Here is a 21,708-nt window from a genome sequence, read left to right as displayed (position 1 = left end):
TTATATTCAGTGCTCAGCTTTTCATCAAAAGCGAGAAGCGTTATAGCTAACCTGATAATCCGCATTTGCAAGCCATAGGGGATCAATTTCAATTCCCCAGCCCGGTTTATCTAAAAGAATAAGATTACCATCCACAATTTCATATCCAGGCTTAAACAAACCCGCCTGCCATGGATAGTAATCCAACCCTTCAATTGAAAATTCCAGGTATTTGCCTGGGTTATTTATTGCCGCCATAAAGTGCGCAGAAAACAGGGTAACAAGAGAAAGATTTGCACAATGTAACGTGCAAGGAATTCCAGCTTCTTCTGCCCGTTTCGCAACGTCCAAACTTCGCGTAATGCCGCCCATATAACAAATATCCGGCTGAACAATATCGACAACTCTATTTTGGATAATCTGTTCCCAGACAACCATATTGTTATCTTGCTCTCCACCAGACACATCAAGATCAAGCGCCTCTTTCACCTCTTTTGTCCAGTCCAGTTCCCAATAGGGACAAGGCTCTTCAAAGTGAGAAATACCGTAATCCTGTAATAAATGCCCGACCTCAATGGCCTTTTTCGGTGTATATGCGCTATTTGCATCTACCAAAAGCGTGACATCATCACCAAGAGTTTCGCGCACCCTTTTTACAATTTCCTCGGTACGGCCCGGCCATTGATCAACATCATGACCACATTCTCGCCCTACCCTAAACTTGAATGACCTGTAACCAAATTGCTCCCTAAGGGCGACAAATCTCTCGGCCTCTTCTTCCGGCGTAATATCACGCCGCATACTTGATGCATAGACGGGAAAGCTGTTTCGTGTACTTCCGAGTAAGCTTGCAACACTTTTTCCTGCTCGTTTACCATGGATATCCCAAAGAGCCGTATCTACGCCACAAAGGGCGCGATAGAGATAACTTCCCGGAAATTTGTGCTCACGCTCAAGTACCGTTTGCGTCAAAGCCTTGAGGTCAGAAGCATCCTGACCAAGTGCATGTGGTGCAATGTGCCTGTGAACGATTTGCGATGTGATATCTGCATTATAGGTTGAGACCTGCCCCCACCCTTCATCACCGTCGACAGTTCGTACCCGAACAAAACCAACGTACTCATTGGTAAAGGTTTCTATGCTCGCTATTTTCACGCCTAACTCACCGAGTAAAAATTGAATAATAAAATCTGTTGCGCCACTATTGTCCAAGCTTGCAGATAAAAGCAAACGAAGTATTATTCGCCTAAGACATCATTTTATTTGAAGCTAATAACTGTACTGACATGGCATATCAACTTCCTCCGCTAAACTGGTTACGCGCATTTGAAGCCGCTGCCCGTTATAATAACTTCACAACAGCTGCCAAAGAACTCAACCTCACTCCGGCTGCGGTTAGTCATCAGGTGAGATCTCTCGAAAAAGAGTTGGATTTCTTGTTATTCGAACGATTAGCCCGCAGTTTAAAGCTAACAGACAAGGGAAGAGCTTACCTGCCAGCAGTACGGCGAGCATTTGAAGATATATCCGTGTCGACTACGGGGCTTTTCGGTACCAAGGGCAAGCAGACCATCAATATTCTCTGCACAGTTGCCTTTTCCGTTTCCTGGCTGACACCGAGGTTAAAAGATTTTCTTACCAAGTATCCTGATATCAATATCAGATTGCACACCGCGATCTGGACAGAATCACTCGACCACGACAACATTGATATCGATATTCGAAGTGGACATGGCAACTGGTCCGGTTTTCATAGTCAAAAAATACACACCGAACCTTCGGTTTTGGTGGCGACACCCGAAAATGTGAAGCTTCTCAAGCAGTCCATTGAGACAGGCGAAAAGTCACTTATCAATCATCTAAGCTGTGTCAGGATTATGGGCTGCGAAGGTCGCTGGCAAAAAATACTCGACACCCATCTTAAGGGCGCAGATCTTGAGGTAAATATCACGGTAGATACCTCTCTGAATTCTGTACAACTCGCTTCCTCTGGTGCTTGTGTTTCACTTGTACTTAAGGCCCATGCCCAACCGGATCTGGATAGTGGAAAATTAATGAGAGTTGTCGAGCAAGATTTCGATTACGATGATTCTCATTACCTGTTAACACCAATAAAAGACGAGAAGTCAAAACCTGAAAGTTTGTTATTCAGGAACTGGTTACTGGACCAAGTTCAGATAGAACAATAATATTGAAGGCATCTTTCAAGAAGTACTTAAGCATCATTAAGAACAAGATCAGCCCCTTTTTCACCGACCATAATGGCGGCAGCATTGGTGTTTCCTGAGGGGACATTTGGAAAGATTGACGCATCAATCACGCGAAGACCGTCTATACCGTGAACCTTTAATTTGTGATCAACGACAAAATTTTCCGGATCAGGTCCCATACGACAGGTTCCAGAAGGGTGAAAACAGGTCCAGGCATACCCGCGAATATCGGCGATTAACTCTTCATCCGTTTTACACTCTTTCCCGGGACGAAATTCTTCAATGATAATATCTTTAAAGGCTTTGGTTTCGGCCAATTTCCTGAGATATTTCACGCCTTCCAACATCTCAGCGACATCTTCATCTGTAGAAAGATAATTAGGCTTTATCATTGGCGGTTCAAACGGATCATCCGATTTGATCTTAATTTCCCCGCGTGAAGTCGGACGACAATTTGTTAAGCCCAACTGAAAGGCAGAAAAGGGGTCTGGGTTTAACATAGGCCGCGTTCCCGCTGGTGCCCGTGTATAGCTAACAGGAGAAAAGTAGAGCTGTATATTCGGCTGTTCCAAATCCGGTCGGGTTTTAATAAAGCCCCCTCCTTGATTGATACTCAAGCTAAGAGGACCGCGACGGAATAATACATACTTCAGCCCCGCAACCAGCTTTCCCCACCATGAATGCAATTCGTCATTAAGACTTGGGACGATACAGGAATAGAGATAATCCATTCCGATATGATCCTGCAGGTTCTGCCCTACTGCCGGACTATTCTGAACAACGGGAATATTATTTTCATCAAGTAAGGCTTTGGGACCAATGCCTGACAGCTGCAGCAATTGCGGGCTATTGATGGAGCCCCCACTCAGAATCACTTCTTTTGTTGCTGTAACAGTACAAGCTTTCCCTTTGCGAACATACTCAACACCAATGGCTTTTTTACCCTCAAAAAGAATTTTTGAAACGTGGGCATGAGTGACAAGTTTAAGGTTTTTGCGTTTTAAGGCCGGATGCAAAAATGCTTTGGCTGCGGACTCACGAAAACCGTTACGGGTTGTCGTCTGATAAAGACCTATGCCTTCTTGTTCAGCCCCGTTGAAGTTTTCATTATAGGCAAGACCAAGTTCTTGCCCCGAGCGGATAAAGTTTTGGCAAAGAGGGTGTAAGTCTTTCGAAACATCAGAGACATGCATAGGTCCACCCGTTCCTCGGTAGCCATCATCACCCAATTGATTGACTTCTGACTTTTTAAAGTAGGGCAGTAGATCCTGATAACTCCACCCCGGATTTCCAAGTGCAGCCCAATCATCGTAATCCTTTTTATGGCCCCGGATATATACCATGGCGTTAATTGAGCTGGATCCACCAAGCACCTTTCCGCGAGGCCAATAGCTCTGCCTGTTTGCTGTACCTTCATCTGCTTCAGTCAGGTACATCCAGTTAACGGCCTTTTGGTAATATGTCTTTCCGTAGCCAATTGGAACTTGAACCCAAAAGCGTTTATCACTTCCTCCGGCTTCAAGAATTAAAACCGAATACTTACCGCTTTCACTGAGGCGATTTGCCAAGACACAGCCCGCAGACCCCGCACCAACAACGATATAGTCAAAAGACCGCTTTTCTTTAACCATGGCTCAAAACCTGAAAAATTACGCACTTAAATGAATTTCTTTTTTCATTTATGAGCAAAATTTCACGTATTTCAAACTATATTTTGCCTAATTCAAATAAGACATCGTTATATTTGTTACTAGAGGTGTGATGATTTGTCTAAAAGACCATATGTTATTGATATAATTAAATTACTTACCTTTCCAGACAGGAGATCTTTTTTCAACAAAAGCACGTGAGCCTTCTTTAGAGTCTTCGCTGCAAAGCATTTTTTCATAATATTGCCATTTCCCTGCGCGCATATCTCGATAGCAAGCTTCATCATCAAGACCGGATGTTTTTTGCAAAACCTCTTTGACTGCCATAACAGACAAAGGGGCGGCTTCTAAAATCTCATCAGCGAATGCTCTGGCTGCTGTCATAAGGTCTTCGCTTGGCACAACTTTATTCACCAGCCCCCATTGCGTTGCTTCGTTTGCATCCATGCGTCGCCCAGTTAAAAGTAATTCCATAGCAATTGCTCTGGGAAGCCTTTTAGGAAGACGGAAAGATGCTGCATCAGCAATCAAGCCAACCTTTGCTTCTGGCAAGAAAAATTGAGCATGATCTGCTGCAATAATAAAGTCAGCGGCAAGTGCTAACTCAAAACCGCCACCAACAGCCATGCCATTCACAGCCGCAATAATTGGCTTATAGCAATCATGGAGCTCTGTTATTCCGGCAAATCCTCCGGGACCATAGTCAGTATCAGGGGCCTCCCCCTCGCTACTGGCAACCAGATCCCACCCTGCAGAAAAAAACTTTTCACCGCCACCAGTTAAAATTGCAACCCGAAGTCCGGGATCATCACGAAACTCGCAAAAGACTTTCCCCATTGCCTTGCTTGTTTCAGCATCAATGGCATTTGCTTTTGGGCGATCCAGTGTCACTTCCAGAACGGCCCCTCGTCTCTCAACTTTTACTACATCAGACATCAATTCACTCTTTCTTCTGAAGCCATGCGGATCATGGCATCTGCTATAACAATGCCTTTCCCCTTTGGGAGAACCATAACCGGGTTTAAATCCATTTCGACAAGATTCTTTTCATTATGCCGGGCAAAATCTGCAACCGATAAGATCGTATTTATCAATGCATCTATATCGCCGACAGGTTGGCCACGGTAGCCTTCCAATAACTTGTAGAGTTTGAGTTTCTTCAAAGCGACATGGATATCATCACGAGAGACAGGCAACAGTAACGGTATTGCATCCTGCATCAGTTCAACCCAAACACCACCGGAACCAACGACAAGCGAAAGCCCGAATTGAGGATCTCGCGTCACCCCGACAATAACTTCAGCGACAATATCTGTGATCATACTTTCAACAAGAACGTCGTCAGATAGATGTGCCATTCTTTCCGCAGCACATGTTACATCTGCTACGCTTTGCAAGTTCAAAGCAACACCACCAGCCTCTGTCTTGTGTGCAAGATCAGCACTCACAGCTTTAACAACAACCGGAAAACCAATTTGTTCTGCGACAAAACCTGCTTCTAAAATAGAAACCGTCTCACTTTTGGGGATTGGAAGTCCATATTCGTTTAGAATTGACTTAGCCTGGGCTTCATCAAGCAAAACGATTTCACCTTCTATCTCAGAGGGCTTTTCGACAATAGAAGATACGTTATTATTCGTAAGCTCCTTCCATCTGGAAGATATCCATGCCGCAGATGAGATTGATTTTAATCCATCTTCGACGCCCTGTAGTGGCACCACGTTATTTCTGATTAAAGTGGACCTTGCTTTTGCCGGAAGATTTTCTGGCAATGTTGCAAGAACAGCAGCTTGATGCCCTGACTTTCTCTGCGCGGCAATCATCGCATCCAAGGCAATATCCCACTCATGGGCTTCGCTCAAATCGCTTTTTGGATAATCCAAAATCAAAAGACTGATATCATATCCACCTTGCATAACGCGCGTAAAACAGTTGGTTTTTTCTTCAATATTTCCCCAGATATAGGTGTGATAATCAAAAGGGTTTGATATAGAAACCCTGTCGCCAAGTTGCTTCTGCAACTGCGATGCCTGAACATCCGGGATAGGGTTGAACTTTAACCCAAGCTGACTTCCAAAATCAGCAATCAAAGCTGCATCCCCCCCGGAACAACTAAGAGATGATATATTATTACCCGAAAGAGGTCCGGCCACATGAAGGAGCTTCAGGGTTTCGATCATTTCACTGAGCGTTCGAACACGGGCAATCCCAATGCGTTGAAACAATGAACTATAAAGTTCATCAGATCCGGCAAGAGTAGAGGTATGGCTCAATGCTATCTCAGCTCCAATATCGGATCCACCTGATTTCAAGGCAATGACTGGTATGCCCTTACTTCGAGCTTTATTCACGGCGCCACAGAATTCAGAGACATCATCAACACCTTCCATATGAAGGCCTATTGCGGTCACGCGATCATCATCGCAAAGTGCATCTATGTAATCAGATATAGATAAAACGGCCTGGTTTCCGACAGAAATCATATAGGCAACTGGCAGAGATCTTTCCTGCATTGTCAGGCTTATCCCAATATTTCCACTTTGGGTAATGATCGCAACGCCCTTATCAACATGCTGCCCGCCATGATGATCAGGCCAAAGGGCAGCCCCATCCAGATAATTTAGGATACCGTAGCAATTCGGACCAACCAAAGCCAAATCGCCAACGCTGTTCATAAGATCTGTATGATACTCTTGACCATCGGAAGTTTCGGAAAAGCCAGATGCATAACAAATTACACCACCTGCCCCCATCTTCTCCAGATCTTTAATCACGGATATTGCCGGCTCGCGAGGTATTGCGACAAAAGCTGCATCAGGTGCGGTTGGCAGGTCTTTTACCGATGCAAAGCACTTTAGCCCCTCAATCTCACTTCTTCGCGCATTAACGGCCCAAATTTCACCCTGAAAACCCGTTTTACGACTTTGCCGAATGACTTCAGCTGCCTCAGCTCCACCAACAACAGCTATGTTTTCAGGACAAAGAAGCCGTTTTATATTTGCTGACTTTGACATTACAGAACCCTCCAGATCAATGACGAGGTCAATCACGCGCCAAGAGGTCTAAGCAAGCCCCGAGAAATGATATGGCGTTGAATTTCACTGGTTCCGTCCCAGATCCGCTCAACCCGGGCGTCGCGCCAAAACCGCTCGATTGGAAGTTCGGTCATCAAACCCATCCCGCCAAAGATTTGAAGACTTTCATCTGTCACTCTGGCCAGCATTTCTGTCGCATGAACTTTTGCCATGGCAATGTCCTGATCTGCGGGAAGATCCTTATCCAGTTTCCAGGCTGCGCCCATGGTTAAGTATTCAGCAGCCTGAATATCTGTAGCCATATCAGCCAATTTGAAAGAGACACCCTGGAACTTACCAATTGCTTGCCCAAACTGTTTTCGCTCAGCAGCCCAATTAACAGCCAAATCAAAACAACGCTGCGCTCGGCCGACAGACATCGCAGCCACAGTCAACCTTGTGGCACCTAACCATGTGTTCGCCTCGTCAAAACCTTTCCCTTCCTCCCCGAGTATTTGCGAGGCAGGAATACGGCAGTTATCAAAATTAAGAATGGAATTATTGTACCCGCGATGTGATACGCATTTATAACCTTCTCGAATTTCAAATCCCGGTGTACCGCGATCAACAAGGAAACAGGTAATCTGTTTTTTCTTACCTCTAGGCGTCTCTTCTTCCCCTGTTGCAATAAAAACGATCGCAAAATCAGCTTCATCAGCGTGTGTTATGAAATGCTTGGTGCCATTAAGTATCCAGTCATCCCCATCTTTGACGGCTGATGCCTTCATTGACCTTACATCTGATCCCGCATCTGGTTCGGTCATCGCGATACAGTCTATCTTTTCTCCGCGAATAGCTGGCATAAGATATTTTTCAACCTGTTCGCCTTTACAGCCGCAAAGAATATTAGAAGGACGCCCAAAAATAACACTCAATGCCTGAGAAGCACGCCCTAGTTCTCTCTCAAGTAGGGACATGGTGACATAGTCCAATCCACCACCCCCGAATTCTTCGGGGATATTTGCCGCATAAAAGCCCAAATCCAGAACTTTCTGACGAATTTCCCTAGTCAGTTCAGACGGCACATACCCCAACTCTTCGACAGTATTTTCATGGGGGTACAGTTCCTTTTCAACAAAATCCCGGACGGTATCAACAACCATTTGTTGTTCTTGCGAAAGACCAAAATCCATATTACTTCTCCCTAAACCTTAACCGTTCCTGATTTATGGTTTTGTAACGAAATCAGGACATAAGCAGGCATTTCCACGTTGAAAATCAACCCTGATTACCAACGTAAATTAAATGTCATTACTTCCGAGTGTCATGACGACACCGGTATCTGCACTTATTTGTCGATTAGATTTTTATTAACAAAATCGGATCAACAGTTATGTTTATTGTTTAGGTGGTGGCACCATCATTTGCCGACTAAGGCGTTCGGGCGCGGGCAGTTTTTTATGTGCATTCAGTATTTTCCCTAAAACATTCAGTATTTCAGGTTTGGCTGGGCAGGCCTTCCCGGCTTTCATATCAACATGCAAAACCATTTGCTCAGCTGTAGCTAACAAACTGTTATCTTTTGAGTTATACATTCGATGGTAAAAATGGAGGCGCTTGTCATCCAGTCCAAGTAATTGTGTTGTCACCCGCAAAGGCTCGTGCACCGCAACTTCCAAAATATTATTGATATGAGTTTCGACCGTATAATAGGAATTTCCATTGGCATGATATTCCGCATTTACCCCGACATACCGAAACAACGCATCTGAAGCATCGCCAAAAACCTGTAAATACCGGGACTCAGTCATATGATTATTATAATCAACCCACTCGGGATGAACTTTATCCCCGTGAAGATCCAGAGGCTGGCTCAAATCATCCCCATCAGTCCACTCTGTAGAGCCAGACGTTTGCTCATATTGTCGCTCATCATCTTCCTTGAGCACTTTCCCTGAGGCATAGTTAAAGCTGCGCAAAGATTGCATAATAGACACTAGGCAATTATCTCGCAGCTGTTCGAGATCACGGATAGAATAGCCATCTGCTTGCTCTTGCGTGCCCTCTACCATTCGGTCGATAAGCTGATCCGTAAGTTCCGGCGCTTTTAATTTTGTCCAGGGCAACTCAAGTGCTGGACCGAACTGTTCCAGCATATGGCGCATTCCCTGTTCTCCGCCAGCTAGATGAAATGTGAGGCAGGTTCCCATAAAAGCCCAGCGCAGCCCCGGTCCATATATAACTGCCTGATCAATTTCATCCGTTGTGGCAACACCATCAGCAACCATGTGCAAAGCTTCACGCCATAAAGCCTCTTGAAGGCGGTCTGAAATATAACCTTCTATTTCCTTGCGAACCTTAAGGGGCTTCATTCCGATAGAGCTATAAAACACCATCGCGTCTTCAATGAATTGGGTCTCTGTTTTTTCCCCTCCAAGAACCTCAACCAGTGGCAAGAGGTAAACAGGATTGAAAGGATGACCGATCAGAACACGTTCAGGATGGATACAATCAGCCTGAATGATGGACGGAAGTAAACCAGAAGAACTGGATGCAATAATAACATCATGTGCCGCGTGTTTACTTATCTCAGCAAGAAGGTTTCTTTTAAGATCTTCCCGTTCAGGCGCATTTTCCTGAACAAAATCAGCTTTCGAGACAGCCTCTGCAAGGTTCGTCGTAAAAGTAAGTGTGCCCTTCACCGTACGAGGGGCAAGACTAAGCTGATTTAAAGCAGGTTCAGCATTAGACACAACTTCTCTCAGGCCACGTTCTGCATCGGCTGAAACATCGGTCACAATGACATCAATTCCCCGATGGAGACATCGCGCAGCCCACCCGGCCCCGATAACACCGGCTCCAACGATAGCAACTGTTCTGATTTCACGTGCCATTTTCCAACACCCTGTTCTAATTTATATATCTAAGAATTATTATTTAAGACTGTTTGACAGCATTGAATTTCTTACGAGCTTCTTCAGCCGTAAGTGTTTTTGCCCCCATCCGCTCAATGATTTCCTTGGCTCTGCTCACCAGTTGCCCATTGCTAGCAAGAACGCCCCGTTCCAGATAGAGATTATCTTCCAGACCAACGCGAACATGACCACCAAAGATGACTGACTGTGCAGCCATCGCCATTTGGGTTGGGCCAACCCCGAAAGCACCCCAATTTGCCCCTTCCGGAAGCATGTTACGCATCGCAAGCATGGTTTCACCATTTGCCTCCGCAGCAAAGGGGATACCGAGACAAAGCTGAAACAGAGGTGGTGCATCAATCAGGCCTTCTGACATTAACTGCTTTGCCATCCAGATATGACCAAATTCAAAAGCTTCAATTTCGGGCTTAACCCCCATCTTTTGAATGATTGCAGCCATTTCACGCAGCATATCCGGCGTTGAAACATAGGCGTAGTCACTAAAGTTCAATGATCCGCAGTCAAAGGTGCAAATTTCGGGGCGAATAGCATCAATATGTTTGAGACGATCAACGGGACTGAGCATATCAGTTCCCGGTCCGCCAACATTTGGGTTTGTTGCGTCGGGTACAAACTCCCCCCCCATACCTGCAGTGATATTGATGACAACATCCACGCCTTTTGTCTCCATTTTCTCACGAAGAAGACCAACTGTTTCTTGGTAAAGTTCCAGGTCATTACTGGCTTGCCCCGTATCCGGATTTCTAACATGCAAGTGGGCAATAGCAGCCCCAGCCAATGCGGCTTCTATTGCAGCATCAGAAATTTCTTCTGGTGTCACCGGAACATTCGTATGTCGGTCTTTTTTTATGCCAGAACCTGTTACAGGACAGGTGATGATAACTTCATTATTCATAATAATTCCCTCTTTGGCGTCCATCCAATTTTTTGGGGCGCCAGCCCATCTTTGGTTTTATTTTTAAGAGAACACTTCTTCGAAAAATGACCTCTTTTATTTTCTCTTAGTTTAAATCTATTTCTTTTCCTCAATTTACATTTTGCACTAATTATGAAACATTTTACTCAGCGCCATGCTTGAAAAATGAGAACACCAAGATGTATCTATTTGGAAAAGAAGCAGAATCTAAGCCCCAAAAAATAGCGTTTTTGCTTGTACCGGGTTTTTCCATGCTTTGTTTTTCCTCAGCTTTGGAACCCTTGCGTGCTGCCAATTTCAAAGTTGGCGAAAAGATATATGAATGGAAGTTATATTCCATTCATGGCTCAACAGTACGCGCCAGTAACGGCATGGACATTAATGTTGATGCTGAAATTGCGTTAGACGACAGCATTCCTGTCTTGATCGTTTGCGCCAGTTATGATGTGGAAGAGAGCAATACAAAAAAATTAGCTGCAATTCTACGAAGACTTCGCTCAAAAGGTACCGAATTTGGCGGCATGGATGCAGGAAGCGAAATTCTGGCTAAAGCCGGCCTTCTCGACGGCTATAAAGCGACTGTACACTGGGAGAACTTTGAAAGCTTTACCGAGACCTATCCTAATGTACAGGCAGAATTGGATCTTTATATTGTTGATCGTAACCGGTTCACATCAGGCGGGGGCACAACCAGTCTGGACATGATGTTACAACTCATCAGGGTTCAACATGGTTTGAAATTATCCACGGATGTTGCAGATATATTTATTTATCAAAGGTTTCGAGAAGGAAACAATCCACAACGACTGATTTCTAATAACCCGCAGATCCGAAATAATAAAGTTCTGACCAAAGCAATAGAAACGATGGAGGCAACCATCGAAACGCCACTCCTTATAACAGAACTTGCACATCAGATCGGTTCTACCGTCAGAGAGCTTGAACGACTTTTCAAGAAACATTTAAAGACGTCACCAGCTACCTATTACAGAAATCACCGCTTGGATATTGCGCAAAGATTACTGAAACAAACAGACCTGTCTATTCTCGACATCGCTGTACGCTGTGGCTTTAATTCGGCAACATCTTTTGCCAGAAGCTATCGCAACCGTTTTGGACAAGCACCAAAAACAAGTCGCCGCATTATTTCTTAACAATTTAAATGCCATACATCAAAAAAGCTATTGATATTAATGCAATAAATTGAATTTATTAATTAAATTACTAATTGATATTACCTTCAAAAAATCCTTCTTTTTCGTTTAAACTTGCATTAGTTTCATTTGCAACTAATATTACATATCAAGATACAAGGCTGAGAAGATGGCGACATTCTTTCTCCTATTCTCAAAGTGAATTCTAGGAATCAGTTTCCTGAACTGACCAAATCGATACCAAGAACGATGCGAGGCTTAGACATGAAAATAGAACAAATCCATCACGTCGCTTACAGATGTAAAGATGCCAAAGAAACAGTTGAATGGTATGGAAAATACCTCAATATGGATTTTATCCTCGCAATTGCTGAAAACGAGGTCCCTTCCACAAAAGCCCCGGACCCTTACATGCATATCTTCCTGGATGCGGGGAAAGGTTCTATCTTGGCCTTTTTCGAAATTCCGAATTCCCCGCCCATGGGCAAAGATCCGAATACGCCAGAGTGGGTGCAACATTTAGCACTGTCCGTGGCTACAATGGATGAAATGCTGGCCGTAAAAGACAAACTCGAAGCGGATGGTATTGATGTATTAGGACCAACAGATCACACCCTCTTCCAATCCATATACTTTTTTGACCCAAGTGGTCATCGTATTGAATTGGCGGTTAATACAGCAACACCGGATATGAGTAAAAAGCTCGACGATGTAAAATGGCAAATGCTCGAAGATTGGTCCAAAACCAAAAAAGCCCCCAAGCATGCTGACTGGATGCATCAAAAAGAACTTTCCTCATAAATTACGGTTAATAGCCTCATAAGTATCGGTTAATAAAATGAAACTCGCTACCTATAAAAATAGCACCAGAGATGGTGAACTTGTTGTTGTCAGTCGCGACCTGAAAAAGTGTGTAAAGGCAACAAAAGTTGCCCCAACTTTACAATCAGCATTGGACGATTGGGATAATGTCTCTCCTCAACTGGAAAGGCTTTATCAATCTCTTAATAGTGGAGATCTGGCAGATAGTTTTGACTTTGAAGAACCTGCATGTGCATCCCCTCTTCCACGGTCTTATCAGTGGGCAGACGGTTCTGCTTATGTAAATCATGTTGAGCTTGTCCGAAAAGCAAGAGGCGCCGAATTACCGGATAGCTTCTGGACAGATCCCTTGATGTATCAAGGGGGCTCGGACAGCTTTATTGGTCCAAGAGACGATATTCCTTTGGGATCAGAAAGTTGGGGCATTGATTTTGAAGCAGAGATTGCTGTAATCACCAACGACATGCCTATGGGCACATCCCCTGAAAAAGCCGCAGATCACATCAAGCTTTTGATGTTGGTCAACGATGTCTCACTGCGCGGGTTAATTCCTGCAGAATTGGCAAAAGGCTTCGGCTTTTTTCAATCCAAACCGTCCAGTGCCTTTTCCCCTGTCGCTATAACATCTGACGAACTAGGATCAGCATGGAAAAACGGCAAGGTACATCTGCCCCTACTCTCGACACTAAACGGTGAGCTTTTCGGAAAACCAGAAGCTGGCGAAGATATGACATTTGATTTTCCAACGATCGTTTCTCATGCGGCAAAAACTCGTCCGCTAGGGGCCGGAACAATTGTCGGATCAGGAACTGTTTCCAATAAACTGAATGGTGGACCAGGTAAACATGTTAATGATGGTGGCGTAGGTTATTCCTGTATTGCAGAAGTCCGTATGATTGAAACAATTAATTCAGGATCTCCTCAAACACCTTTTATGAAGTTTGGTGACACTATTTCGATAGAAATGCTGGATAAAGAAGGTCAATCAATCTTTGGGAAAATTGATCAGAAAATAGTGGAATACTCTACGCCTTAAATAATTAAACAATACTGTCATCGGTTTTGTGTTTCTGATATTCCTTACTCCAATAATTATAAAACAGCTCCGAAGTGAAATTCAGAGCTGTTTTCAGATCAATAGCTATAAAAACAACATAGCTCTTTGGCTTTTGCCTTTTGAAAGAAGAAGGTCACCCCACCCAGATCCTATCTGTTTTCTCAAATCATTTAGTAGGATTTGCCTATCAAACCCTGCTATACTCACAAGCGAAACAGCAAGTGGTCGTATTTACCACATTTAGCTGCGCTGATCGGCATACCCCTGATTTACAGGGAGGATATACAGCACATGGAATGCAAAATTTTGAAATTTTGTGCTGCAATTGGCTGGTAATTGAACACCAAATTACATTTTAGGCTCTGGATTATTCCAATTAAGCCTATTTCTTAAGATTGACAACAATCGATAGATCGTGTGCATTCACCACGCCCAGCAGGCCATCACTATTGAGTAACACAGGGAATTTAATATCATGGTATCGATTGATGACCTAAAGGCACAACGCGATGCGTCCTTGGCAGTCACCGCAAAAGGTGCTCCAACAAGAACGTCTAACCAGTTCTTTGGCGTAGGCCCCATTACAGATATGACATCTGATGAAGTTGACGGGCGTCGCCTGCGCTTCCAATTTGATGCATGGCTTGAAGAAAATTATGCCAAAGTAGATGACCGCGGCAATCGCATTGGTAGTTTTACAACTGCTGAAATCGGTCGCAGCATGCACCGTGGCTATCCAGCTGATAAAGTTCTACTGGATATGGCCCGTGAAATTCACCGTTACTTTGAATTCCCTAAAAAGAATAAAATGGCTATCGGCCTTGGTGGTGGTCACAGTGGCTTTACCGTTTCCATTCTTCACCTGATGAATGCAAACAACCCTGATCAAAAAATCTATGTCGATACCCCAAAACCTGAATCAGCCGAAGGCAAAGCAGGTGGTTTCTTCCGTCAATCCTGGGGTTCCCAGATTATGGAAATGCAGAAGTTCGCTGCAAATGGTGATATCGAACGCATTCACTACTCCGAAGGCGAAGGCGCAATACCGACTGCTGCCGAGCTAAGCTCTATGGGCATCAAGCTCTTTGTTGGTGTTGGTCACGAAACAACCGGTGCAACGACCTATAAAGAGTCCGAAATCATCGAACTTCTAAAGTGGATCGACGCGGACCCCACAGAACACCACGCCATTATTGACAGTACATCCATGCTGGGCGCAATGCCATGGTCCGAGAATGTTGTTCTCGAGGTTATGGACAAATGCTGTATGTTCATGCCATTCCAAAAGGCAATCGGTGGTATTTCAGGTTATTTCATTGCTTCCTACACACCAGAAGCACTGGTTTTGATGAACCAGAACCAGAAAGACCCTGCCTGGGCGATCCCGCGTCAGCTGAAAATCGCTGTTCCTGCGGACCCAAAAGAGCCAATGAGCAGCGAAAAAACCTGGGAACTTGGTCCAATTTACGATCCTGCTGAACACAAGATGCTTGGCGGTATCATCAATACCTTCTCAACCCTTGCTTTTGCTGAAACAACTTTTGGCCTTCTGCGCGCAGAAAAATCAATCGGCTCAGCACGTGATCTGAACAAACGTTCGATCAAAAATCGCCAAACAGCCAACGACTGGATTGCAACCAACCCGACACTAGAACTGGGTGTTACGGATGCAGATAACCGTGGTGCTGCTGTGACCTTGCTCAAGGTAACAGAAGGTGTAAACACAGATCCTGCAATCCACGCAGACATCATTGCTAAATCCAAACAGTTGCTCGGCTACGAAGGCCTAACGCATCCGAATGGTCATCATGAAAAAGGGTTGGATGTTGCACGTTATGTCAATGCTTTCCCAGGTACACCTGGCGACTACCGCGCCTGGATTGGCGGTCTACGCCCTGTAGAAGACGTTATTGCTCTTCTGGAAAATCTGGAATACGCCTATCACCGCGCAAAAATTGTCGTGCTTGAAGAACTTCTGGCAAAAGAAGGCGTAACTTTTGAAGCATCTGCAAATGATGCATCAGGTAAAGTTCGTCAGGATGATCAGAACAAAGCGTACAAAGTGCTTGTTGCCGATCTTGTCGGATTAAAATTCGATGCAAATGGCAATCCTGACCATTCAGAGGTTCGTGCCTATATCGAGTCAAAGGGTGGTGTTTTCCACGAAGGCCCGATTGCAGATGATGCAAATCTCGAAACCGGCAAACTACACTTCTCATACCAGCCAAACCTGAGTACCGAAGAAGAGCTTTTGCCGCAAACCGACGAAGGCCAATATGACGCAACTATTGTTGCGGCGACCTTCCTGCCAAAGGCTTCTGCATTCAAACACGGTGGTGTCCGTATTGGTGCAGGAACCGGTAACATGGGTTCTGATTCATGGGGCGGCGGTAATGGTGATGGTGGTGAAGCCGCCCTCATGAACACGCCAAGCTTTAACAGCCGTGCAACAGCACAGATGGCTATGAAAGCCCTTCTAAAAGTAACTCCTGACCTGCCTGTCGAAGAAATGCACAAGCTTGTCTGTGCGGGTGATTTTGATACTGGTAAAGACCTGTGTAAATTCCCGACTGAAAAGCTTGAAGGCAAAAAACTTGCTGTGATCGGCTATGGCAACATCGGTCGTGAAGTTGCAAATCTAGGTAAAGCCTTTGGCATGGAAGTTTCCATCTATGCCCGTGCCCGTCACAAGGCATGGATTGAATCAGAAGGTTTCATCTACGCAGAAACGCCTGAAGAAGCAGCAAAAGGCGCTGATGTGATCAGCCCACATACTGGTCTGGGTGCTTTTAATGCTGAAACAGGCAAGTTTGCCAATGATAGCCTGGTCAACGAAGGCGTACTTAACGCTCTAAATGATGGTGCAATCGTTGTTAATTATGACCGTGGGGAAGTGATCAACATCGATGCCATTGATGCAGCACTTACAAGCGGTAAAGTTGCCTACGCTGCTATTGACGCAGATCTTTTCAAGAATACTGAAACAGGCGAACTAAGTGGACCAATGGTTCCTTACCTGACACTTGTTGATCGTCTTGCTGACAAGCTAGAGCTTCTGCCTCATGCTGCGGCAGATACTGAACATGTGTCCCGTGTTCAAGGGGCTAAACAAGCTGTTGATCAGATCTTCGATGCAATCCAGTACAAGTCTATCATGAACCTGAAAGGCGATCTTCCAGCCGGGTACACAGATGCAGGCGCAACAACCGTTAACGGTGTTGGTAAAGTGACCTCAAATGCACTGGCTTCTGTTGCTTCAGAAGACAAAACTGCTGCTGAACTTCGCAAACTCACCGAAGATATGGCCGCAATTTGGGGGGCTCTGTCTGTCACGAAAGACGCTGCACGCCGTCAGGAACTGATTGATCGCTACGGTGCTCAACTAACGCTGCAGTCTAACAAGTACATAACGCTTGTTGAGCAGCTTGGTCTGAAAGGACCATACGGCTAAGCCCATAACAGCAATAAACGGAAAAGGGTGTCATGTTTTTCATGACACCCTTTTTTATACTTACGACTTTTATACGTGCGACAAAAATGGTGCTCGACAGTTCCCCATAGATCTGGCTACTTTAGGTTCATGAAACACTGGCATACCATAATTTGTTTGATCTTTAGCTTCAGTGCGCTTTTCACTCCACTCGCTCAGGCCAATCAGCATGCGCTTGAGTTAAACGACCTTAATATAATTGTTACGTTTGTTCAGAACATATCTCACGCACAAGATATGGCTCCGGATATCGAAAGCTGCCAAGAATGTGTTGAGCATTCCAACACTGTTATCTGCCAAAATTTCTGCCTATCAATGACACCTGCGATACTCGTTGAAACTACATTCAGAAATGAATGTTTCCGCTCAGATGGTGCCCGCCCTCACCTAGAACGATGTGTCGGCTTATCCCCTGCCGTTGAGATTTCTCCCCCTATAAATCTGTAAAATTAAACATCTATAAATCATAACAATACAGATACACTAGGATCATAAAATGAGATCTTTTATCCCTTTGGCAACAATCGCAGCCACTATGCTTGTCCAGATTTTGCCAATTCACACCCATGCTGGTGAAACTGAAGCCACCCTTTTTAAAAACCCGCAATGCGGATGTTGCAGCGCCTATGCCGAGCATCTTCGCCAAAATGATTACAAGGTTAAAGAAGTTCCGACGGAAAAAATGTCGCTGATTAAAAAGTCTTATGGCATTACAGGTGAAATGTCCTCTTCCCACACAACATTAATCAACGGTTATGTCATCGAAGGGCATGTTCCCATCGATATTGTAGATAAATTTCTATCGGAAAAACCTGATGTAAAGGGTATTTTCTTACCTGGGATGCCAATGGGCTCACCTGGTATGGAGATGGGAATTGAGAAGGAAGAACCATTTAGAATTTATTCGATTACTCTCTATGCGATCGAATAAAAAAAGAGGGAGCCTATAAGGCTCCCTCCTCTACGTCTTTTAAAAACTTTACTTATTCTGCATTAGGAATAAACAACTGTTCTCCGGATAGTTTATAGCCCGCAATGGCTTTTTGTCCTTTTGAAGATACTATCCAGTTCACAAAGGTTTCCGCAGGCTTGATTTTTACATGTGGAAACTTTTCTGGGTTAACGACAATAACGCCGTATTGATTGAAAAGGCGCTTATCGCCCTCGAAAAGAATTTCCATATTTTGTTTGTTTTTATAACTGATCCAGGTCGCCCTGTCGGTAAGTGTATAACCCTGCATCGCCACCGTCGTGTTTAATGTTGCGCCCATACCGGATCCGGTTTCACGATACCAGTCACCCGAAGCTGACTTTGGATTACTCCCGCTGGCTTTCCAAAGCTCTAACTCTCTCTTATTGGTGCCACTGTCATCACCACGGGAAAGGAAGATCGCTTGCTTGGTTTTAATCTTATTTAGCGCCTCGGCGATTGTTTGTGTTCCTTTGACTTCAGCCGGATCACTATCAGGTCCGACAAGAACAAAATCATTGTACATTACGTCAAAACGCTCCACGCCATAGCCATCTGAAACAAATTTCTCTTCAGAGGTTTTGTGATGCACCATCAGAACGTCAGCATCTCCATTACGAGCAAGCTTAAGGGCAGCGCCTGTCCCTACAGCAACAACATGGACCTCAACACCTGTCTGCTTCTTAAAAAGCGGCAGAAGATAATCAAACAAACCTGAGTTTTGAGTTGATGTTGTTGATGCAAGTGTAATTTCGCTCTTAGCTTCATCGGCATACAGGGTTGAACCAAATCCCCCTATTAACAATACCGAAGCAAGACATAACGCCCGAAAAACAGACCGGTTAATCATTTAAATAAAAACTCCTATATTTGAACATCATCTTTGTCAGGTCGGCGTTTCCACCAAATCAGCTGACCATCTAAAAAGGCTTGAGCCAGATCATTTTGCGGGCCAGAGAAGAACTCATCTGCAGAAGACATTTCCTTGATGCGTCCTCTGAACATGAAAAGAACATCCGTTGCCAGACGCTTGGCCTGTCCAAGATCATGGCAGGTCATAATAACCGTCGTGCCCTCTGCTGAAATTTCGTGAATGAGCTCTTCAATAGAATGAGTTGCAGGCGGATCCAGACTGGCTGTAGGTTCATCCATAAAAAGAACCTGTGGCTTTAGAACCCATGCCCTTGCAATCGCCAAACGCTGCTGTTCCCCCAAGGAGAGAACTGTCGCAAGTTTATGAGCAACCCGTGTTAATCCTGTACGTTGAATAACAGCGTTAATCATGTCGGGCCGCAGAGCTTTATCTACACCGCGAATTGAAAGCGCATAATCAATATTTGCATAGGCTGAACGCCGCAACATGACTGGCCGTTGTGTCACCATTGCCTGATGGTGTTTGGGGTTTATATCTTTGCCTGAAGACCACACGACTTTGCCTGATTTTGGTTTCAACAAACCATGACACAGTCGAAGTAAAAGTGTTTTTCCTGCCCCGTTTGGCCCCAAAAGAAGATACCTTTTACCTTGGCTGAACTCACAATTGATATTTTTGACGAGATGCTTTCCGCCCGCTTCGTACTCAAGGTTTTCAATTTTTAACGGTAAGATCGAAGGATGTTTTGTCATCACTGATGCCGCCTCTTTACCGTTTCAGTAATGCTGTAAGCGAAAAGGTTGATCCCAAGGGCAACCGCCAGCAACACCAAGCCAAGGGCAAGAGCCATAACCAAATCCCCTTTTCTTGCTTCAAGGGCAATCGCTGTCGTCATAACACGGGTCAGGTGATCGATATTGCCCCCAACAATCATGACCGCACCGACCTCTGAAATAGCGCGACCAAACCCGGCTAACGCAGCCGTTGTCAGTGAAAACCGGGCATCCCATACCAAGGCCGTTACCTTGCGATACCATGGGACATCAAGTGATCTCAGGAGCTCGTCGTATTCAAGATGGAGTTCTTCAAGAACCTGTCGGGTAATTGCCGTTACAATGGGCACAACCAGTATAACCTGCGCGATAATCATAGCTGTGGGCGTAAACAGTAATCCGAAAACTCCAAAGGGCCCGCTACGAGACAACAGCAAATAGACAAAAAGCCCGACAACGACGGGGGGTAAGCCCATAAACACATTAATAATAATAACAAGGATACGCCGACCTGGAAATTTCGTTAGCGCAAGAACTGCTCCCAAGGGCAAAGCAATAAACAAGGCTATCCCCACCGCTGACAAGCTTAACCGCAGGGATAGGAAGACGATTTCAAGCAACTTGTCATCAAGAGTAACGACAAGCGATATGGCTTTGAAAAATGCCTGCCAAAGATCGTTCATAAAATTCCAAAATATAACTGAAACGGGACGTACATAGAGTTTTACGCCATAAACCTGTTATGGCAAAATATTCGGGCACATTACGCAGTTACTTTTGGTTTGTATGTATTTATATTTGAAAATCTAGATTTGAAAAATGGATTAAACTTTATAGTCTTGTAAAAAATATCTGATTAAAACTGTATCGCAACCAATACAAAGACGCTTTTAAAATAATTGTTAACGCCACACGGCGAAAGGCCGGTCACTCTTGACCTTAGATTTTACTATTAAAACTGAAACAGCTGTCGCCTCCTTTTCTTTAAATGGCGGCTGTATTACATCATATGCGATTAAGAAAGAACGCGCGTATGATATTCTACGCCCCTATCAACAAGAAAATGCGGCTACCTTTTCACCGCTGAACTCGGCTTCCTTTCCGTTAATCCCCTATTCCAACCGCATTAAACATGGAAAATTCACTTTTGATAGTCAGTCTTATCAACTTGCCTTGAACTTTGCAGATCACCCCCATTCCATTCACGGAATTTCCTGGCAAAAGCTTTGGCAAGTTAAAGAGCAGAATGAATCTCAAATCGTGTTGGAATTAAATTACGCAGCAAAAAATTCAAAATCCGGGGACTGGCCGTTTGATTTTCATGCCATTCAAACTTTCAGCCTCAGAGGGACTGATTTAACTCAAGAAATTTCTGTCACCAATACCAGTAATCGCCCAACGCCCATTGGTCTTGGGATGCATCCCTATTTCCCAAAACGAAAAAACACGCGCTTAAAGGCAAACGTACCAAATGTCTGGATGACAGAGCCAACCTGTCTCCCTACAAAGCTTGTTAAGTGTCCCGAACATTGGGATTTAAGGGAAAGTCTATTGGTAGAAGCGCTAGAATGCGACAACCAGTTTGAACCATGGGACGGCAAAGCACAGATCTATTGGCCAGAAGATAATATCAAGGTCGACCTGAGTGCCAGTACAAACCTCAATCGGCTTATTGTTTACGCCCCCAAAGATGAAGATTACTTCTGCGTAGAGCCAACATCACATATAACAGATGCTTTAAACCCTGAATCAAAAGGTATGTCTTTGGAAGAGACAGGCATTCATGTTCTTGCGCCACAAGAAACATATCAAGGTTGGATGAAATTTAAAGTCAACGCAGAGATTTAGTTTATTTTACAGACAA

At 44.5% G+C, this 21,708-nt stretch carries 17 protein-coding genes; 7 read left to right on the top strand and 10 right to left on the bottom strand.

Features of this window, described 5'->3' with window-relative positions; all coding sequences use genetic code 11:
* Window positions 1-24 precede the first annotated feature (24 nt).
* On the bottom strand, window positions 25-1,134 hold the full coding sequence (locus BKB51_RS18840; RefSeq protein WP_085902715.1) for a mandelate racemase/muconate lactonizing enzyme family protein: 1,110 nt from the start codon (window positions 1,132-1,134) through the stop codon (window positions 25-27).
* Window positions 1,135-1,265: 131 nt separating this feature from the next.
* On the opposite strand from BKB51_RS18840, the gene BKB51_RS18835 reads away from it, so the two are divergent.
* Window positions 1,266-2,168, top strand: coding sequence for a LysR substrate-binding domain-containing protein (locus BKB51_RS18835; protein WP_085902666.1), 903 nt, complete (start codon window positions 1,266-1,268; stop codon window positions 2,166-2,168).
* A gap of 26 nt (window positions 2,169-2,194) precedes the next feature.
* Here BKB51_RS18835 and BKB51_RS18830 read toward each other — a convergent pair whose 3' ends face one another.
* From BKB51_RS18830 to BKB51_RS18805, 6 genes are all read right to left on the bottom strand, one after another.
* Window positions 2,195-3,820, bottom strand: coding sequence for a GMC family oxidoreductase (locus BKB51_RS18830; protein ID WP_085902665.1), 1,626 nt, complete (start codon window positions 3,818-3,820; stop codon window positions 2,195-2,197).
* 171 nt (window positions 3,821-3,991) lie between these two features.
* On the bottom strand, window positions 3,992-4,774 hold the full coding sequence (locus BKB51_RS18825; RefSeq protein WP_085902664.1) for a carnitinyl-CoA dehydratase: 783 nt from the start codon (window positions 4,772-4,774) through the stop codon (window positions 3,992-3,994).
* The gene (locus BKB51_RS18820; RefSeq protein ID WP_085902714.1) at window positions 4,774-6,852 is read right to left on the bottom strand and encodes an acetate--CoA ligase family protein; all 2,079 of its coding nucleotides are present in this window, start codon (window positions 6,850-6,852) and stop codon (window positions 4,774-4,776) included. The genes BKB51_RS18825 and BKB51_RS18820 overlap by 1 nt, the downstream gene beginning before the upstream one ends.
* Window positions 6,853-6,884: 32 nt before the next feature.
* Window positions 6,885-8,045 (bottom strand): acyl-CoA dehydrogenase family protein, encoded by a 1,161-nt coding sequence (locus BKB51_RS18815; protein WP_085902663.1) that lies wholly within the window; start codon window positions 8,043-8,045, stop codon window positions 6,885-6,887.
* A gap of 204 nt (window positions 8,046-8,249) precedes the next feature.
* Entirely contained in the window at window positions 8,250-9,746 is a 1,497-nt protein-coding gene (locus BKB51_RS18810; protein ID WP_085902662.1) for a carnitine 3-dehydrogenase, read from the bottom strand.
* A 43-nt stretch (window positions 9,747-9,789) separates the two neighbouring features.
* Window positions 9,790-10,683 (bottom strand): beta-keto acid cleavage family enzyme, encoded by an 894-nt coding sequence (locus BKB51_RS18805; protein ID WP_085902713.1) that lies wholly within the window; start codon window positions 10,681-10,683, stop codon window positions 9,790-9,792.
* Window positions 10,684-10,883: 200 nt separating this feature from the next.
* Here BKB51_RS18805 and BKB51_RS18800 point away from each other — a divergent pair, with 200 nt between their 5' ends.
* From BKB51_RS18800 to BKB51_RS18775, 5 genes are all read left to right on the top strand, one after another.
* The gene (locus BKB51_RS18800) at window positions 10,884-11,858 is read left to right on the top strand and encodes a GlxA family transcriptional regulator (RefSeq protein ID WP_085902661.1); all 975 of its coding nucleotides are present in this window, start codon (window positions 10,884-10,886) and stop codon (window positions 11,856-11,858) included.
* A gap of 264 nt (window positions 11,859-12,122) precedes the next feature.
* A complete protein-coding gene (locus tag BKB51_RS18795; protein WP_085902660.1) occupies window positions 12,123-12,659 on the top strand; it encodes a VOC family protein in 537 nt (178 codons plus the stop codon).
* A gap of 37 nt (window positions 12,660-12,696) precedes the next feature.
* Window positions 12,697-13,716, top strand: coding sequence for a fumarylacetoacetate hydrolase family protein (locus BKB51_RS18790; RefSeq protein ID WP_085902659.1), 1,020 nt, complete (start codon window positions 12,697-12,699; stop codon window positions 13,714-13,716).
* Window positions 13,717-14,212: 496 nt separating this feature from the next.
* A complete protein-coding gene (locus BKB51_RS18785) occupies window positions 14,213-17,188 on the top strand; it encodes an NAD(P)-dependent oxidoreductase (protein WP_085902658.1) in 2,976 nt (991 codons plus the stop codon).
* A 535-nt stretch (window positions 17,189-17,723) separates the two neighbouring features.
* Complete coding sequence (locus BKB51_RS18775) at window positions 17,724-18,158, top strand: DUF411 domain-containing protein (RefSeq protein WP_125911881.1); 435 nt, start codon at window positions 17,724-17,726, stop codon at window positions 18,156-18,158.
* A gap of 52 nt (window positions 18,159-18,210) precedes the next feature.
* On the opposite strand, the gene BKB51_RS18770 is transcribed toward BKB51_RS18775, so the two are convergent.
* The 3 genes from BKB51_RS18770 to BKB51_RS18760 are packed head-to-tail and all read right to left on the bottom strand — an operon-like array spanning window position 18,211 to window position 20,527.
* Window positions 18,211-19,047, bottom strand: a complete 837-nt coding sequence (locus tag BKB51_RS18770) for an ABC transporter substrate-binding protein (RefSeq protein ID WP_085902656.1) — start codon at window positions 19,045-19,047, stop codon at window positions 18,211-18,213.
* Window positions 19,048-19,061: 14 nt separating this feature from the next.
* Window positions 19,062-19,823, bottom strand: a complete 762-nt coding sequence (locus tag BKB51_RS18765) for an ATP-binding cassette domain-containing protein (protein WP_085902655.1) — start codon at window positions 19,821-19,823, stop codon at window positions 19,062-19,064.
* Window positions 19,823-20,527, bottom strand: coding sequence for an ABC transporter permease (locus tag BKB51_RS18760; protein WP_085902654.1), 705 nt, complete (start codon window positions 20,525-20,527; stop codon window positions 19,823-19,825). Before BKB51_RS18760 ends, BKB51_RS18765 begins: the two co-directional genes overlap by 1 nt.
* 250 nt (window positions 20,528-20,777) lie before the next feature.
* Here BKB51_RS18760 and BKB51_RS18755 point away from each other — a divergent pair, with 250 nt between their 5' ends.
* A complete protein-coding gene (locus tag BKB51_RS18755; RefSeq protein ID WP_085902653.1) occupies window positions 20,778-21,692 on the top strand; it encodes an aldose 1-epimerase in 915 nt (304 codons plus the stop codon).
* The last annotated feature ends 16 nt before the right edge of the window (window positions 21,693-21,708 follow it).

The sequence above is a fragment of the Kiloniella majae genome (assembly GCF_002118315.1).
Lineage (GTDB): Bacteria > Pseudomonadota > Alphaproteobacteria > Kiloniellales > Kiloniellaceae > Kiloniella > Kiloniella majae.
The sequence above is the reverse complement of the archived record's forward strand: the minus strand, read 5'-3'. Positions and strand labels throughout refer to the sequence as shown.